This window comes from Ottowia thiooxydans DSM 14619 (genome assembly GCF_000422885.1).
In the GTDB taxonomy this organism is placed as follows: domain Bacteria; phylum Pseudomonadota; class Gammaproteobacteria; order Burkholderiales; family Burkholderiaceae_C; genus Ottowia; species Ottowia thiooxydans.
This window is the reverse complement of the sequence record NZ_KE383942.1, coordinates 3,353-19,944: the sequence shown is the minus strand read 5'-3', so window position 1 is coordinate 19,944 and position 16,592 is coordinate 3,353. Positions and strand designations below refer to the sequence as shown.

The 16,592-nt window shown below is 60.7% G+C and carries 15 protein-coding genes; 5 read left to right on the top strand and 10 right to left on the bottom strand.

The features are described from left to right. Window positions 1–8: 8 nt before the first annotated feature. The 4 genes from G518_RS0126485 to G518_RS0126470 all read left to right on the top strand — a co-directional run bounded on the left by G518_RS0126485 (window position 9) and on the right by G518_RS0126470 (window position 4,247). The gene (locus G518_RS0126485; RefSeq protein WP_028605049.1) at window positions 9–950 is read left to right on the top strand and encodes a 5'-nucleotidase; all 942 of its coding nucleotides are present in this window, start codon (window positions 9–11) and stop codon (window positions 948–950) included. Further along, complete coding sequence (locus G518_RS37145; RefSeq protein ID WP_051237436.1) at window positions 947–1,393, top strand: EF-hand domain-containing protein; 447 nt, start codon at window positions 947–949, stop codon at window positions 1,391–1,393. Before G518_RS0126485 ends, G518_RS37145 begins: the two co-directional genes overlap by 4 nt. A gap of 140 nt (window positions 1,394–1,533) precedes the next feature. Beyond that, entirely contained in the window at window positions 1,534–2,985 is a 1,452-nt protein-coding gene (locus G518_RS37140) for a DUF1800 domain-containing protein (protein WP_169458015.1), read from the top strand. A 32-nt stretch (window positions 2,986–3,017) separates the two neighbouring features. Next, entirely contained in the window at window positions 3,018–4,247 is a 1,230-nt protein-coding gene (locus G518_RS0126470) for a DUF1501 domain-containing protein (protein WP_028605048.1), read from the top strand. 9 nt (window positions 4,248–4,256) lie between these two features. On the opposite strand, the gene G518_RS37135 is transcribed toward G518_RS0126470, so the two are convergent. The 8 genes from G518_RS37135 to G518_RS37125 form a co-directional block, all read right to left on the bottom strand. Continuing rightward, window positions 4,257–4,805 (bottom strand): DUF2894 domain-containing protein, encoded by a 549-nt coding sequence (locus tag G518_RS37135; protein WP_051237433.1) that lies wholly within the window; start codon window positions 4,803–4,805, stop codon window positions 4,257–4,259. Next, on the bottom strand, window positions 4,802–5,458 hold the full coding sequence (locus G518_RS0126460; RefSeq protein WP_028605047.1) for an OmpA family protein: 657 nt from the start codon (window positions 5,456–5,458) through the stop codon (window positions 4,802–4,804). The genes G518_RS37135 and G518_RS0126460 overlap by 4 nt, the downstream gene beginning before the upstream one ends. 22 nt (window positions 5,459–5,480) lie before the next feature. After that, window positions 5,481–8,504, bottom strand: a complete 3,024-nt coding sequence (locus G518_RS0126455; protein WP_028605046.1) for a DUF802 domain-containing protein — start codon at window positions 8,502–8,504, stop codon at window positions 5,481–5,483. Further along, the gene (locus tag G518_RS0126450) at window positions 8,504–9,169 is read right to left on the bottom strand and encodes a DUF3348 family protein (RefSeq protein WP_028605045.1); all 666 of its coding nucleotides are present in this window, start codon (window positions 9,167–9,169) and stop codon (window positions 8,504–8,506) included. The genes G518_RS0126455 and G518_RS0126450 overlap by 1 nt, the downstream gene beginning before the upstream one ends. A 113-nt stretch (window positions 9,170–9,282) precedes the next feature. Then, window positions 9,283–10,482 carry an FAD-dependent monooxygenase gene (locus tag G518_RS0126445; RefSeq protein WP_036596292.1) on the bottom strand — a complete coding sequence of 400 codons (1,200 nt, stop codon included), beginning with the start codon at window positions 10,480–10,482 and terminating at the stop codon, window positions 9,283–9,285. A 44-nt stretch (window positions 10,483–10,526) separates the two neighbouring features. After that, complete coding sequence (locus G518_RS37130; protein ID WP_245598139.1) at window positions 10,527–11,087, bottom strand: hypothetical protein; 561 nt, start codon at window positions 11,085–11,087, stop codon at window positions 10,527–10,529. Between the two features lie 58 nt (window positions 11,088–11,145). After that, window positions 11,146–12,258: a DUF2827 domain-containing protein gene (locus G518_RS0126435; RefSeq protein ID WP_028605043.1), complete on the bottom strand. Its 1,113-nt coding sequence runs from the start codon at window positions 12,256–12,258 to the stop codon at window positions 11,146–11,148. Beyond that, on the bottom strand, window positions 12,255–13,397 hold the full coding sequence (locus tag G518_RS37125) for a DUF2827 family protein (RefSeq protein WP_036596290.1): 1,143 nt from the start codon (window positions 13,395–13,397) through the stop codon (window positions 12,255–12,257). The genes G518_RS0126435 and G518_RS37125 overlap by 4 nt, the downstream gene beginning before the upstream one ends. A 159-nt stretch (window positions 13,398–13,556) precedes the next feature. Between G518_RS37125 and G518_RS0126425 the strand changes: the two genes are divergently transcribed. Then, on the top strand, window positions 13,557–14,441 hold the full coding sequence (locus tag G518_RS0126425; protein WP_028605042.1) for a DMT family transporter: 885 nt from the start codon (window positions 13,557–13,559) through the stop codon (window positions 14,439–14,441). A 193-nt stretch (window positions 14,442–14,634) separates the two neighbouring features. On the opposite strand, the gene G518_RS0126420 is transcribed toward G518_RS0126425, so the two are convergent. Together G518_RS0126420 and G518_RS38805 are read right to left on the bottom strand one after the other, a co-directional pair. Then, window positions 14,635–15,255, bottom strand: coding sequence for a Pr6Pr family membrane protein (locus G518_RS0126420; RefSeq protein WP_051237432.1), 621 nt, complete (start codon window positions 15,253–15,255; stop codon window positions 14,635–14,637). Between the two features lie 323 nt (window positions 15,256–15,578). After that, the coding region (locus tag G518_RS38805; protein ID WP_051237431.1) for a YadA family autotransporter adhesin at window positions 15,579–16,592 on the bottom strand (1,014 nt) is incomplete at its 5' end.

Sequence of the window (16,592 nt, the reverse complement as noted above, 5' to 3'; positions counted from 1 at the left end):
CAAACATCATGGCCGCATCGCTCCAAGACCAGCTCGTCGTTGCCATTTCATCACGGGCGCTATTTGATTTCGAAGAAGAAAACCGCCTTTTCGAGGCGGGAGATCCGCAGGCGTATATGCGCCTGCAACTCGAACGACTTGATGCACCGGCCACGCCTGGGGTGGCTTTCTCCTTGGTACGCAAGCTCCTGGCTTTCAACGAGCCAGATCAGCGCCGGGTCGAAGTAGTCATACTTTCCCGCAATGATCCGGTGAGCGGAATGCGCGTGTTTCGCAGCGCGGGGGCTGCCGGTATTCATCTGGAGCGCGGGGTATTCACGCAGGGGCGCGATCCCTTCGGCTATTTGCGCCCACTGGGTGCACATCTATTCCTCTCAGCCAACGAAGCCGATGTGCGCCAAGCGCTGGACATTGGATTTCCGGCTGCACGCGTCGTGACGGATTCAGCCCAGGCGATGGCCAACCACGCCCATGAAGTGCGCATCGCATTCGATGGCGATGCCGTGCTGTTCGCCGATGAAGCGGAGCAGGTGTTTCAGAAAAAGGGGTTGGCTGCGTTTCAGGCGCACGAAAAGCGCAAAGCTGCGCTGCCATTGCCAGATGGGCCCTTCAAGCCACTGCTGGCCGCACTGCACCGTCTACAACAATCAAGCTCAGGCGCCATGCGTCTTCGCACCGCCCTGGTCACCGCCCGCAGCGCGCCCGCCCATGAGCGCGCCATCCGCACACTCATGTCCTGGGGCGTAGGGGTGGATGAAGCCATGTTCCTGGGAGGCCTGCCCAAAGGCGAATTCCTGAGGGAGTTCGAGCCAGACTTCTTCTTCGACGATCAGGCTGGCCACATCGAGCATGCGGCACGCCATGTGCCGGCAGGCCATGTCACCAGTGGCGTTACAAATCCAACGGCAGCACGGGAACTCCCGGCGCCCGCGCTCACCAAACCTGCATGAGTTTTAACAAAGTCTCTCTCACCGTTGCCCTCGCAGGGGCCGCATGGGTCGCCTCTGCTGGTTCGGCGCTTGCCCAGCCAAAAACGGCTGCATCAGCCCCCACCGTCAGCAAGCCCACCCCCAGCCCATCGAAGCCAGTCGCCAAGGCCGATACAACCGCCAGTGCCAATACCGACAAAGGGGACGAGCAGGCCCTCAAATGGTTTCGCATGCTCGACAGCAATGGGGATGGCCGCCTGTCACGCGACGAAACCGCTTGGATCACACGTTTCAAGCCCTCCGTAGCGGAACAGTTCAATGCGGCAGATGCCAATCGTGATGGCTACGTGACGCAAGACGAGATTCGCGCCCTGGCAAAAAAACGTCGTGTGGAGCGTGAAGCAAATCGCAAAAAAGAATCACCCACCCAGGCAGGCGCCATCAGCCGAGTGTCCACTCAGTAAAGTTTGTAAGGCGGTCGACTGCGCCTATCCGCAGCGCGTTGTATTGGAAATCAGTTTCCGCTGCGATGCTTATGTCAGCACCTCATCATTCCTTCGGCACAAAAGCCCAGCACAAGTCTCTGAGATCTTGTGCTTTCGCCATGGCGTCGTACCTGCTCATCTTTGGCAGCGCGGCGGCGGAAACCCAAAGCGCAGATGCAGATGCCTGGCGCGCACTTTCACGCCTTGGCTACGGGCCTACCCCAGCCTTGGTGGAGCAGGTGCAACGGGCCGGTGGTGCGCGATCGTGGGCGCTGGGAGAAATCGACCGAGCTTCCACTGCCAGCCATAGCCCGGCGCAGATTGACGTGGCGAATGCTGAATTCAACGCCCCATTGCCTGAGATCTTCTCCAACTATAGAAGCGAACTTGCGCTGCGCCGCGAGATCCGAGCCCAAGAACAAGCCTCATCCAGCGCGGTCTCACCCGCACCAGAGGTCACAGCGGTCGCCAACCCTGCTCGAAACTACAGCAACCGGGTCGCCCGCCAAGCGGCCTCCTGGCGCTTAGCCTCCTGCAGCCAACCGGACACTGAAAACCCCTTGCTCGCGCGGTTGACCGAATTCTGGTTCAACCACCTCAACGTCTCTTCGGACAAAGGCATCGTCAAGCCTTTCGTGGGCCACTATGTGCTGCATGCCATACGCCGCAATGTGCTGGGCCGGTTCGACGAACTGCTGCTCGCCAGCGGTCGGCACCCTGCCATGCTCTACTACCTGGATCAAACTCAAAGCGTGGCAGATGGCACCACGCTAGGCCAACAGCGCCGCGGTCTGAACGAGAACTACGCGCGCGAACTGATGGAGCTGCATACGCTGGGCGTGAATGGCGGCTATACACAGCGCGATGTCCGGGAACTGGCGCGAATACTCACTGGTTGGGCGGTGGCGCCCCAGCAGCCTGAGGGGTTCCGCTTTGTGCCTCGCCTGCACGATACGCAAGCCAAGACCTTACTGGGCCGCACGTTCGCCGCAGCGCCGTCTTCTGCGGGCGAAACGGAAGGCCTCGCTGCCATCCGCCTGCTGTCTGAGCAAACGGCCACCGCTCAACGTATTGCGCTCCGATTGGCGCAGTGGTTTGTCGCAGATCAACCACCGCAGGCCCTGGTCGACCAGCTCGCGCGCAGCTTCCAAACCAGCCAGGGCGATTTACGCACGGTAATGCGCACTCTGGTCGCATCGCGCGCATTCTGGGATCCAGCGAACAAGCTTTTCAAAACGCCTTACGACTATGTTTGCTCGGTGCTTGCGGCCACCGGCGGCGCGCACAATGATCGCGACATCAGCTTGGCGCTTGGGGCGCTCAACGGTGCCGGCCAAGGCATTCATCGCTGGCCCACGCCCGATGGCTACAAATCCGATACAGCCACCTGGTTAGCTCCAGAAGCACTCACCCGCCGCGCTGACTACGCCATGGCGATCGCCCGAAAAGAGCCGCCGGTGGACTACCTGGCAGCCTTCGTACAGCCCGCCACTATGCAGCGGATCAACGCGCAGCCCCCAAAACTCCGCGCAGGCTTGATGCTGGCGAGCCCTGACTTCATGGCCAAGTAAGGCAGCACTCCAACTCCTGACAAAGGCCAGCCATGACTGCACACCACTCACCTCTTCGCCGAGCCATGCTCGCAAGCGCGGCCGCAGCTGCCTTTCCCAGCGCATGGGCACAAACCATGCCGGCGGCCAAGAGCGATGGTCGCCTGGTCATCGTCTTTCTAAGGGGCGCCTATGACGGTCTCTCCGCTTTCGTACCTTGGTCAGATCCCGAGTACGCTCGCGTCCGGCCCAACATCGCCATCGCCCAACCCGATGGCACAGACCAAACCGCCATCCACCTGGACAGCCGCTTTGGGTTGCATCCCGCGATGGCTGGACTCCTTCCTCTATGGCAAGAGGGGGTGCTTGCCGTCGTGCCAGCCGCGGGCTCACCGGATCCCACGCGCTCGCATTTCGAAGCCCAATACCAATGGGAAACCGCGCGCCCCGGCCGCACTGGCGAGGCCCCTGGCTGGCTCAATACGCTAGCCGGCTTTGGCGAATCAAACAACTCAGCCCATGCCTTGGGGGTCGGGGAAGCCAACCCGCGCGTATTGGCTGGCGCGCAAGCGGTCAAACTGGTGGCGCGCGGCAAATCTGCGCAACGTGCTGGTGTGCTCGAAAACCAGCGCACGCGTGAAGCGTTTATGGCGCTATACGACGGCCCGGACAAGCTCTCAGCTGCTTTCCGCCAAGGTGCCGAGAGTCGGCTGCAAACGGCGCAAGACTTAAGCCGTGAAATGCAGGCCGCTGACAACGGCGCCGCTCCCGCAGCTGCGCTGGAAGGCGATGCGCTCAATCTTGGAACACTGATGCGGCGAGAGCGCTCACTCCGCATAGGTTTCCTGTCCGCGGGTGGCTGGGACACCCACGCCAATCAGGGCGCCGTCACCGGACAACTGGCTAACAACCTGCGCAGACTCTCCGCCGCCCTGGTTCAGCTCCGCCGGGATTTCAATCAGGACAATGACGTCATCATCGTAGCCAGTGAGTTTGGGCGTACCACGGCTGAAAATGGCAGCCGTGGTACAGACCACGGCCACGGCAATGCGATCTGGCTGCTCGGTAACCGAGTCAACGGCGGACGGTGGCACGGCCAATGGGCAGGCCTGTCTCCCTCCAATCTGCACGAAAACCGCGACTTACCAGTGCACCACGATTTTCGGGCTGTCATGGCGCAAGCTCTACGCTCTTGTTTTGCCCTCCCGGACAGCCAATTGGCCCGCGTGCTGCCGGGGGCCAACTGGGATAGCCAACTCAACGGGTTGATGCGGCGCGCCTGAAGAAACCTCTTATCGCCCGCTCTTTCGCTTCTTATCCAGCCGCTGGGGAACGCCTCCAACAGATGTCTGCTGCTGCTCCAGCCACAACAGCGCCTCAACTTGGGTAACGAAGCGCTGTAGGTAGGCGGGCGAGATATCTTGCATCACGGCCAGCGCGCGATGCACCAAGTGATGCGAATTGAGTGGGCCGGCCTGCGGAGGCACTTGAGCCAGAGTTTGACGCAGGCGCTGCTCGGCAAACAAACGAGACCACGCACCGCGAAACTGGCGTAGCGTGCCAAGCTCGCGTTGTGCGGGAGATGCGGAGGTAAGCCCGGCAGCCTGTGTGACCGGCGGCTCGTTCGCGGCGTGGCGGGCAGCGATCCCGTCTGCCAGCTGCCCCAAAGGTCCGCGTGTGCCCGCCTGGCCACCCGGTCTGGATGACATAGCAGGTTGCGAAACGCTCTCAGCCCTTAAGGCTGCCAACCGCGCTTCCAGCAAGGCACGCGCAGCGCCTTGATGGTCATCGACACGGCGAGCCAGCGCGGCAATGAACGCCTCACGCACGGACAAGGTCATGAGCCCGGGCCGCGCTTGGGACGCGCCATGGGAGCCATCTCCACGCGGCGATTGCGAGCACGGCCCGCGGCATCCGCATTGGAAGCCACCGCCTGCTCAGAACCGAATGCAGCCGCAAAAACATGGCCCGCCGGCACGCCTGCTTCAATCAGCGCACGGGTCACAGTGAGCGCGCGTTGCGCCGAAAGCTCCCAGTTGTCGGCAAACTTCCCAGCGCTGGCATCGCGTGACTGCCGCATACGCCGGTCGTCTGTGAAGCCGCTCACCATGAGGATTTCCCCACGTTCACGCAAATAGTTGGTCAGCGGTGTGGCCAAGCTTTGAAGCAATTGCTGGCCCTCCGGCTGCAGCTCGTCGGAATTGAAGGCAAAGAGCACGCTGCCGCTGATTCCGATTCGACCATCTGTCAAGGTAACCCGTCCCGCCGCCAGTGGTGCGGCCAGCGCTTGTTCCAAAGTTTGAAGTCGTTGGGTTTGTTCCTGGCGCGCGTGCTGCTCGGTCTTCAATCGCTCGGTGAGCTCCATCTGCATACCCAGCGCGGCCACCAGTATGAGCACAAAGGCGCCCAGTGCTCCCGCCATGAGATCGCCGAACACCGCCCATACGGGTACAGACCCCTCGCCAGAGTCGAGCGACAAATCGTCACTCGGCATAAGTTGGTCAGAGTGATGCACGTTAGACCTCGCGGGCAACGGCCAGTTGCCGCAGCTCGTCGATGATCTGCTTTTGCGCGCCGGTGCTGAGTTCAATCACTTCACGCGCCTGGGCAACGTAGTAGTCGAGCTGTTCATCGCTGCGCGCCAGCGATTTCGACAGTGATGTCTCTATCAATTGCAGCTGCACCATGAGCTGTTCGTTGGTCTCGCCGAAACGTTGCACGCCTGTACCGAATGCCTCCCCCAAACTGGCCACCTCCGCAGCGCTGCCAGTGAGTTGCGCCGACGCGGTGTCTATGCGTTGCAGCTGGGTGTCTAGCGTGTCAGCAAAACGACTGTTGGCACGTTCCATCAATCCGGACGTCGTTTCCACCAATGACTGGATAGCGCCACGCTGCTCTTCCCCGGCGTGGTTCACAGCTTCCAGCAAAGTAGACAGGGTTTTCAAAATTTGGCTGCGCTCTTCAAGCAGGGCGTTGTCGCGCACCATGCTGTCGCTCAACTGCTGACGCATCTCGCCAATCACCTCAGCGGCCGCTCGAGGCGCCTCTGAAGCGCTCTGCATCAGCGCGCTGATTTCGCCCAGGGTATGGCGCGCCTGCGTTTCGAGCTGCTGCGTGATGCCGGCGCCCGTTTTTGTCAGCATGTCCCCCAGCCCTTGCCATTGCTCAGTACTGCGCTCGCCTGCCTGCTGCCACTCATTTTTCAACGTGGTAGCGAGGGCTTGCAACGATGCAGTCCAGGCGACCTGCCGAGATTCTTCCTGCTCTGCCAAGCTGCGATTGCGCTCTTCCAGCATGGCGTTGTCACGCAACACACTTTCTGCCAGATGCTGGCGCATCTCGCCAATCACCTCGGCGGCTGCTCTAGGGGCCTCCGAGGCCGCCTGCATCAGCGCACCGATTTCGCCCAAGGTATTGCGCGCCTGCGCCTCAAGCTGCTGCGTGATGCCGGCGCCCGTCTGGGCCAGTGTTTCACCCAGCCCTTGCCATTGCTCGGCACTGCGTTCACCCGCCTGCTGCCACTCGTCTCGCAGCGCGGTTGCCAGCGTTTGCAAGGATTCGGTCCAAGCGAGCTGCCGGGATTGTTCTTGCGCAGCAAAACTCCGATTACGCTCTTCGAGTATCGCGTTGTCACGTACTACGCTCTCAGCCAATTGCTGACGCAGCTCGCCAATCACTTCAGCGGCCGCGCGGGGAGCTTCAGAGGCGGCCTGCATCAACGCGCCGATTTCGCCCAGAGTATTGCGTGCCTGGGTTTCGAGCTGCTGCGTGATGCCGGCACCCGTCTGGGCCAGAGTTTCGCCCAGGCCTTGCCACTGCTCAGCACTGCGTTCGCCCGCCTGCTGCCATTCGTCTCGCAGTGCGGTAGCCAGAGTTTGTAAAGATGCAGTCCATGCAGCTTGCCGGGACTCTTCCTGCTCTGCGAAGCTGCGACTGCGCTCCTCCAGCATGGCGTTGTCACGCTTCACGCTATCAGCCAATTGCTGACGCAGTTCACCGATCACTTCGGCTGCTGCACGAGGTGCATCTGAAGCAGCCTGCATCAGCGTACCAATTTCGCTCAAAGTATTGCGCGCCTGGGTTTCGAGTTGCTGCGTGATGCCGGCACCCGTCTGAGCCAGGGTTTCGCCCAATCCCTGCCATTGCTCGGCACTGCGCTCGCCCGCTTGCTGCCATTCGTCTCGCAACGTGCTCGCCAGAGTTTGCAACGAGGCCGTCCAGGCGGTTTGCCGGGATTGCTCCTGCTCCGCGAAGTGGCTTTGCAATGCCGAATGGGCTTGCTCCATATCTTTTGCCACAGAATGCAGCGCTTGCCGCTGCTGGGCCGCTTGCTCCGCACCGCTCTGCGATTGCAAAGCCAAGGCTTCGCCCCAGTGTGCAGCAAGGGCCTGTGCCTGGTGGTCCATCCGCTGTGCGAGACCGTCGACCAGCTTGGTGCTGCGGTCGTCGAAAGTCTGACTGAATCCTTCCAGCGTTTCACTCATGGCGCGCCCCATCGCCGCGCTGGTTTGCTGATGAGTCTCGAGCGCACTGGTCCACTGGCTGGTGACGGCGGTCGTGGCATCGCCAAATCGGGCTGTCATGCCATCAAGGTGGAGGCGAACCTGTTCGGCCTGTGCGGCTTGTAGTTGTGTGCCTTCACGGGCCAGCCCGGCCAGCGCAGCTTGCACAGCAGGTTGAATAGCTTCACCCGCATGACGAGCGGTTTCAGCGGCAGTGGCAGTGAGTGTGCGTTCGACCGAGGCGGCCAAGGCCGTGTAAGCCGATTCAGTTTCCGCGTGGAACCTGGATTGTTCAGCGCCAAGCCGCTCACTCAGCGCCGCTTGCTGGCGCTCCAATGCGGTCATGCATGCGCTAATGCGCTCTACCAACTCTGGCATCAACCCGGCCTGCTGCTCCATCAGGCGCAGCGAAGCCTCACGCTGGTGCTGCTGCGTGAAAGGCCGCAACATGCTGCCAATGGCCACATCCAGCTGCTGCCCCACTTCCAACCTGTCACGGCGCGCCATTGCCGCCATGAGCCCTAGGGCTGCCGAAGCGCCCACGCCTGCCACCGATGTGCCAAAGGCCAGCCCCAGACCGCGCACAGGAGCAGCCAGCGCGTCACGGATGGCCTGCAACCCCTCTGCACCTAGCAGAGCCGCGCCGGTACCGTGAAGCGTCACCACCATGCCAAGAAAAGTACCCAGCATGCCCAGGAGCACCAACAGCCCAGTGAGATACGGGGCCAGCACGGGAGCAGGCAAGCTCGCTCGCACACCCTCCACTCTCTGGCGTACTGCGACCCGTAGCGAGGCGGGCAGTGATGTCATCCAGCTGTCCAGGCTGGCCGGAGAAGCACTCAGCGCATGCAGCGATTCAGCCAGGGCCTTGGTGGCACGCAGGTAATGAACCAGCTCCCAGGAGCCAGCCAGAAAAAACGCCGCTATCAACAAGGTGACGCCGAGCGCCAGCAAGTATCCGCCCACATAGCCAGCGCCCACCCAGAACAAGGTAGCCAGGCCCGCCACGAAAGCAGCGCTAAATATCAGTTTCGTCATCAGTCTTCATCCAGGGCATCAAGGAGCCCTTCTACTGGTTGCAATCGAAGATCCAGTTCGGCCAGCAACACCGTGTGCATGTCCTGGTGAAACAATTTCACCCAGTCGCCACTGCCCTCATATTCGTCCCGCAAGCGCCGGTAATGCCTTTCCAACAGCCCCGGAACGGTGGCTAACAACCGCCGCTCCTGAACACTCAGCACCTGGTCCATCACCGCGTCCAACGCCGCCAGCCGAGCCATCTCGGGCGAGCGCTCTGCCACCACAGCGCGAACCCGCTCACGCAGAGTGCCAATGGCCACTTCCATGGTCTGTTGCTGCATCACATAGCGTTTGCGCAATGATCCGTAGCCCACCTCAGCTTCCATGACCGAATGCCCCGTAGGCGCCATGGCACGGGCCAATCCTTGCTCCAAGCTTGTACGAAGGCGCCCGAATTCGGCTCGTTCATCAGAGTCAGCCTCATTCAAGGCCTGGTCTGCAAGCGGTCGTTCGAGAGCGGCAGACAACTCAATGGCATCCGCCCAACCGACCCACTGCACTAATCCATCGGCAAACCCCGTGCGCGCGTCCCGCACGCGTACACGCGAGTCGGCAAGCGCTTCGAGCAGACGCACCAGCGCCGCGCCCGTAAGGCTGGTCTGCACTGATTTTTGCTTGGCCATGTCGCCCGGTAGAAAACCTAGCAGTCTACCGCGATACGGAGTTCTCCCCTGAGAACGAGTTCACGATATGGGAAATGGCTGGTAAGGGCTCGTAAGCACCCTAAAAGCGTGCTCTAGGAGGACTTATACAGCCACGGCACGTCGAGAAGGCGTTCTCCCAGTAAACGCATCGACACATCACGCCCCAGACGAATAAGGCCCGTGGAATGAAAAATCTGGCCATTTCGGATGGAGCGCGCCTGCACACGAGCACAGCGTTGCCAGCGCTCCAAGGCATATCGTCTGAGTCGCGTGGGTACGTCGACCGCGTTCATAGCGAGCGCGCGCTCCAGTGCGGCGGCATCTTCAATCGCCATGCCCGCCCCCTGGGCCATATAGGGGCGCATGGGGTGGGCCGCATCGCCCAACAGCCCCACAAGGCCGCCAGCCATCTGCCCAGGCCCCGACACAGGCGCGCGGTCAGACAGGGGCCACAAGCGCCAGGCATGCTCGTTAACAGAGGCGGCCGGAACCGCAGCAATGAGAGATTGCAACGGTTCACAGGTGGCACCCATGGCTCGCTGCAAATCAGAGACATGGGCCTCTTGATCCCAGCCCGGCGCGTCCGCCCGCGGCACGCCTTGAACAATGGCCACCACGTTCATCCATTCACCACCCCGGACTGGATACTGAACAACGTGCAGGCGCGGACCGAGCCACGCCGTCACCTGAACACTGCGAAGCCGCTCAGGCAGCGATGTTTGCCTCAACATGGTTCGATAGGCAAGGTGACCGGTCACCCGAGGCGGAGAGTCGCCCAGCAATTGCTGGCGTGTACCACTCCAAACCCCATCGGCACCGATCAATGCATCACCCTCCACTTGCAAGCCTTGCTCTGTGGTGATGGTCACCGAGCATCCATCGTCAGCGAACTCCCTCAAACCTTGATCAAGATTGAGGTGAACCTCCGCCTGCTGCTGAACCGCCGTGGCGAGCAAGCCATGGATGTCGGCGCGATGAATCGTCGCGTAGGATGCGCCATACCGTGTTCGCATGCGTTCACCCAGAGGCATCCCCCCCAGCAACTCTCCGCTTAAGGCATTGCGAACCTGCAGGCGTTCAGGAAAGGCCGCTACAGCGCTTAGCGCATCGCCCAGCCCCCAACTCTGCAAGATGCGCGTGGCATTGGGCCCCAGTTGGATGCCCGCCCCCACTTCACTGAACTGCGGCGTCCGCTCGAAAACACGTACTTCCCAGCCAGCCCGCGTTGCGGCCAGAGCAGCGGCCAGGCCACCAATGCCGCCGCCTGCGATCAGCAGTTGCTTGGGCGCCATTTGACAAAGATCAGTGCGGGCATGACGGATTCGTTCGGACCTTCTTAGCGCGGAGCTTTCCAATTGAACTCTACATAGCGGCGAATCACCAAGCAGCCAGGAGGTGCGTCGATAAGTGAGACCGTGGCGGTCGGGTCCTTGGCGTCAGTGAACACGGTGAAAGTAGGCAGCAGGCGGGTGGCGGTCATGCCTTTCAGTTCCTGTTGAGCCACAGCCTGACAAGAAAACGGCGCAGACGAGATGCGTTCAGCCGATACCGAGCAACCGCCATTGAGCCCAGGAACTGCAGTGACTGACATGGCAGCGCCCCCATTGGCGTATTCCAGGCCAATCAGAGAAAACACAGGGCCGGCGTCCACGCGCTGGCGGTCCCAATCGAGCAGCACATCGTTGCCGCGCGTACCGTTCACGGCCAGTGCAGAAAGCCTTTCCAGCGCAGGCCGGCAGGTTTTGACACCCACGTTTTGCGAAGCTACCGAAAGTGCATTTTGCGGCGCCGCAGCAGGCCGAGGAATATTCTCAAACACAGCTTGCGCCTGCGCCACCAAAGGCACGCTCAACACCAGCACAAGGTATTGAAAAAACCGGATAAGTCGCTTCATCATGAACAGGATTCCCGAAGAAAAGGCCACACCTCCCTCATACCCACCCTCTTAACCACCGTTATACCCGCCTGATCGCCTCGCTATAGGCATGAATGTTGGCCTCATGCAGCGGGTGAAGAGTGCGAAGAAAAATATCTGCTCTGCGGCGATAGTCTTGCAGATTGTGATCGTGCCCGGCTATGGCTTCAAGCAGCACACGCCCCCCCTCCTCGCAGTCAAACCCCTGGTAACGCCAACCGCAATCAGCGATCAGGTGCGAATTGTGAATCAACGGATAGCCACCGTGAAGCGCCTCGTAATAGAGGTAGTTCTGGGCGTTCTCCCATTGGTGGCAGACAAGCGCATCAGCATGTTCGGTCAGTACTTCAACAATGGTATGACGACCATTGAAGCCGGCCAGTTCATGCCGTGTGAGATTCATGCTTGAAAACACTCCGCTGAATACGGCGTTGGATTTGAGTTGCTCAGTGTTGAAAACGTGCAGGTATTCGATCTTGTCCGCATCCGCCCGATGCGCAGCCTCGCACACCAGGAACGGTATAACGCAAGTCTTCACGATACTGAGGTTGGGCTCCATGATGGCCAAGCGCCAACGGCGCCGGCCGGGCTCATACCCAAACCGAACACCATCCCCCCGCCTACGCAGGGAGGCTTCAAGCAACTCCGCGCTCCACAAGTGCGGGAGAATGGAAACCGGCGCGCGAAAAGTAGCCGCATAGTAGGGCGCACCCACTGTTTCATACTCCGGCAACGTCCATACGGCGTCTCTCGGATGGTGGGGCACCAAGCGGCCTGCGGGCAGGTCGTAACCCAGTCGCTCGGCATCAATGGCGAAATCGTTGCCCACACACATGCTCACCAGTTTGCCGCCGCGCTCGCGAAAGGCAATGGTCCACTCGGCGGAAAGCTGAGCGCTCATCTCAATCACCATATCGAGCTGACCAGCGGCATCGCTCAAGTCCATCGCTGCGAGATCGGTGTCTTGCAGCAACTCGCGCTTAGCCTGCGCACTGCCATCGCCAACAAAGACGATGTAGGCCTGCACAACACCCGGGCACTGCCTAAGCAGTTGCACAAGGAAAATGCAGTTCTGAAAAATGCCGTTTTCCCACAGGGATTGCCCGTCGCGGACCAGCAGCGTGACGCCAATGCGTAGAGGTTTCAAATTCATGCTGTCAACCACTCCGGGCGGTCTTTGGCCAGAGACATCAACAGCTCGGCGTAGCCACGCGCATTGTCTTCGCTGTCAGGGTCAACCGCCTTGAACACCCGGCGCGAGCGCTCGCGGTAATCAGGAAGTGATTCCTGATGGTGCTCCTTGGCCAGCGCGAGCTGCGCAGCCCCGGCTTCTATATTGAAATCCGGATAGTAGTATCCGGCCTCCTTCAGCCACGGCGAATTGTGAATGAGCGGGTAATCTCCGTGAAGCACGTCCAGGTAGCTGTAGTTCTGATCGTTTTGCCATTGGTGGGCCACTGCGGCATCCAAGCCGTGTTGTGACATGAAACCAGCTATGTCGTGTCGGCCGGTGAACACGGCGCGACTACTCTTGACCAGATCGAGGGAATTCGCGAGATGCAGCAAGGTGGGATGGTTGACCAGATGCCCCGTGTTGAGCGCATACATCATGGAAAGCGTGCCCGGCCAACGGCGCTCGGCTACGTCGCAGACGAGCATGGGAATGAGCGAAGATTTGATGGGCGCCAGGTTGGGTTCGAACATCGTCACACGCCAGCCTATGGAGCCCTCCCCCGGTTGAACCGGTTTGAACCCGTAGGCATGACCGATGGCCTCCAGCTCCCGGATGCGGTTCTCCAGAAAGTGCGGCGACCAGAGATACGGCGCCACCTGAACGGGGCACCTATGGAGGGTGCGCATCATGGGCGCGAAGACAGCGTCCTTAGGAAGCAGCCAAACCTCGTCGAAGCGATCCGGCCGCAAGAAGAAACCGCTGCGGTTAAAAATGGCGGTGTCGACCATGCTCGAATGAGGTTGGCCAACGCAGTGATAAATCACCTTTTTTCCGCGCGCGCGCTGCAAATCAAGCCACGGCACCCCTAGCGCACCCGCAAGCTCAATCACGACATCCACACGATCAGTAGCGTCTTTCTGACGCATGATCCGGGTGCCGAACTTGTCAAGATCGATTTGATCGCTTAAGGCCTCTTCGCTGCCTGCATCGATCAACACCACGTCACGCACAAATGAAATCTTGCGCAGGGACTGCACCAGGAACATGACGTTCTGGCCCAGTCCATTCGACCAGATATTCTGATTTTTATGGCTGAAGGCCGAAATCCCGATCCGCATCACGCCTCTTAATAAAAAACTTTCGTGGTAGCGAGAGCATACCGTGACTTTTCAGCACGTTTGGAACACGCTCATAAAGCGAATGGGAACCACCGATCTGAATGCTTTCGAACAGCAGGACCAATTCGGCCCGCACACACCAGCGAGAATGCGCGTACTATGAAGGCACTACATTTCGCCCAGCTCGTCGCCCTGTCGGCCCTGTGGGGTGCATCTTTCCCGCTAATCCGTATTGCCGCACCTGCTTTCGGGCCTTTCGGCTTGGCCGGTCTGCGCTGTCTGCTCGCCGCGATCGTGTTATGCCTCGTGATAGCCGTATTGCGCCACCGCTGGCCACCGCGCGCAGCTTGGCCCATGCTGACGGCAACTGCGGTGTTGACCGTGGTCACACCTTTCGTGCTGTTTAACTGGGCGGGGCTCGTGCTGCCATCCGGCTATTCAGCAGTGCTAAACGCAACCGCACCGTTATTCGGTGTCTTTGCGGCCGCCATCGTTGGCGAGGAGCGAATGACGCTGCGGCGTATCTTCGGCTGCGGCCTGGGTTTTGCAGGCGTCGCCCTGCTGGTGCAGCTTGGGCCTGTGGCGGTGACGGGTCCCGTAGTACTCGCGGCCTTGGCCTGCACGGTTGCGGCAGCCAGTTTCGGCTTCGGTGCCATCCTTATGAGGCGAGCGACGATAGCCCACAAGCCTTTGCCTGCATCAGCCGCCATCCACGTCGCCGCCGCTGCAGTGTTAATGCTGCCTATGGGCGCATCGATCCCTGCCATGCGCCCAACGAGCGGCGCAGTGCTGGCGCTGGCCACCTTAGGGATCGTGACGTCGGGCTTCATGTACTTGATCAGCATGCGACTCATGCGCGAGATTTCGGCCAGCGCCGCAACGTCATCGGCCTTCATGATTCCCTTGTTCGGCGTGAGTTGGGGTGGGCTGTTTCTGGGGGAGCCGGTCACGGCGGGGATGCTGCCGGGCTGCCTGCTGGTACTGATTGCCACGGCACTGATCACGGGGTTCAATCCATTTCGCCGCGCGTTGCCGGCGCCCTGACCATCCATCGCTAAGCAATACCTATCGCAGATACCGGCGCCGGACAAGACGTCGCTCTAACGCGGATTGTCAACTCGGCATCGCGTTCGCTGCCGTCATGCAGGCAAGCTACGAATCCGAGAAAAAGATGGCGCGCAGGTCTGATGGATTTTCAGAGCGATGGGACTTTACACACGGTTCGGCAATTCCAACGCTACATTGCCACCCGCACACGCCGGCTTGCCCAGGCCAGCAGCGCCCACCCTGAGACCACGACGATGGCCGCGATCCCCACCGCATACATAGCCACGCCGCCGTACCCGCCCACGTTCGCCGGATTCAGGAAAGGGTATGGATACCACTCAACAACAGCGCCGCGCACCATCGAATAGGCGAGGTACAACGCCGCAAACGCGACTACCCAGCGCAGGGGCCGCAAGCCTACAGCCGGGCGCGGCGGCCACAGCAACCAGTCAAGCAGCACTACGACGGGCATCACATGGTGAACGACCGAATTTACCCAAGGACTCAGCGCGCCGAGGTCCACGTCGCGCAGCAGCAGCGCGAACACGACGCCCACCACCAGCATGCAGGTTGTGGTCACGGCGCGCAGTGATTCGAAAGCTGCTGAGGGTCGCGCTTGCATCCATTGACGACATGCGCCAGCGATCAAGACACCCACGGCCAGCAGGTTCGACAAGTTGGTGAAGTAACTGAAGAAGTTGAGTACGCTGTAGTTCAGCCCCACATGCAGCGACAGTTGCCAGCCGATGGCAGCGAGTGCAAGGAGGGCGAAGGCCAGGCGGAGAACGGCGGTAAGAGGCGTTGGGTTCATGATGGTTCGGGAAGACAACGATCTTGGTGGCGATCAAACGGCCGCGTGGCCGAAATGGCGCAACCGATGCACTCAACTCGTCAATTCATAGGACACGCAGACGACCGCTTGCCCATACCTGACGCTCCGAGTGTTCGCGTCTGGTCGATAGCGCAAAATTCGTTCATACGTTTTCAGGCCCCTGCGCAGCCCCCGCTCCGACATTCGAGATGAAGGTGGTTACGTGCGCACCCGCTAAATCGCTTGCATAGCAGTTCAAACTTGCCCGACAACCGGCAGCCACCTCCCCTTGCGAGGAGATAGCTCACCGGTCGTCCCATGGGTTACTTCCACTTCCAGCCAATACCCACGTTGACACCCCACTCCTTGCCAGTAGTGGAAACGCCCACACCCCATGACATAGCGCCGGTTTCACTGAGAGACTTGAAGTTCACCGCAACAGCGCCGTAGCCCTTGTAGTTTCCAAGCCCGATCCCCAGAGCTTTTTCACCAGCATAGAGCGTAGGCATGTAGGTGCCCGCCATAGCCATGCTCATTGCTACACCTGAGTACGCAATGCGCGCCACCTGGTTAAGCTGCGACACATTGACGGCATCTGTGCTGTTCACACCGGGTGCAACGTTGGTGATACGACGCTCGGATCCTGGCGACCCAACAGAGACAGTATTCGGCTGATCTGCCACTGAGTTGGCACCCAGGGCAACCGAATTCGCGCCTGTAGCTTGCGCTCCTGCGCCCAGTGCCATGGCATTGTTAGCCGTAGCTTGCGCCGCTGCACCCAAAGCGACTGAGTTGTTGCCAGAAGCCAGGGAGTTCCAACCCACTGCGGTAGCCGGATCGGCTATGGCCTGCGCCTGGTAGCCGATCGCCACTGAACCTTCATAGGTTGCAGTAGCCCGGAAGCCGATCGCAGTGGTATTGGTATCTTGAGCCAGCGACTGCGCACCATAAGCAGTAGCCCCCGCAGCCACAGTAGTACTCGTTGCTCCGTTTACCCCGATCATGGTGCCTGCGCTGGCGCAAGCTCCAGTCGCGGTCGTGTCAACCCCGTTCGCCACGAGGCAATCAGACGCCTGGATCGTAGACAGGGTGGTGTTATCGAACCGGCGACCCTGAGTTTGAACAACACCCAGCGTAGAAGTCGCCCCACCCGAAATCGTGGCCGAGATGGTGGCACCACGGTTAGCAGCGACGTCCTGAGCCTGTGTCAACGGCGCCAGCGACGTCGAGAGGCTGGCCACGGAACTGTTCGTGCCCACAAGCCCAGTACTCAGCGAAGCCACCGAACTATTCGTGTTGACGAGTCCTGTGCTCAAGCTGGCCACCGAGCTATTCGT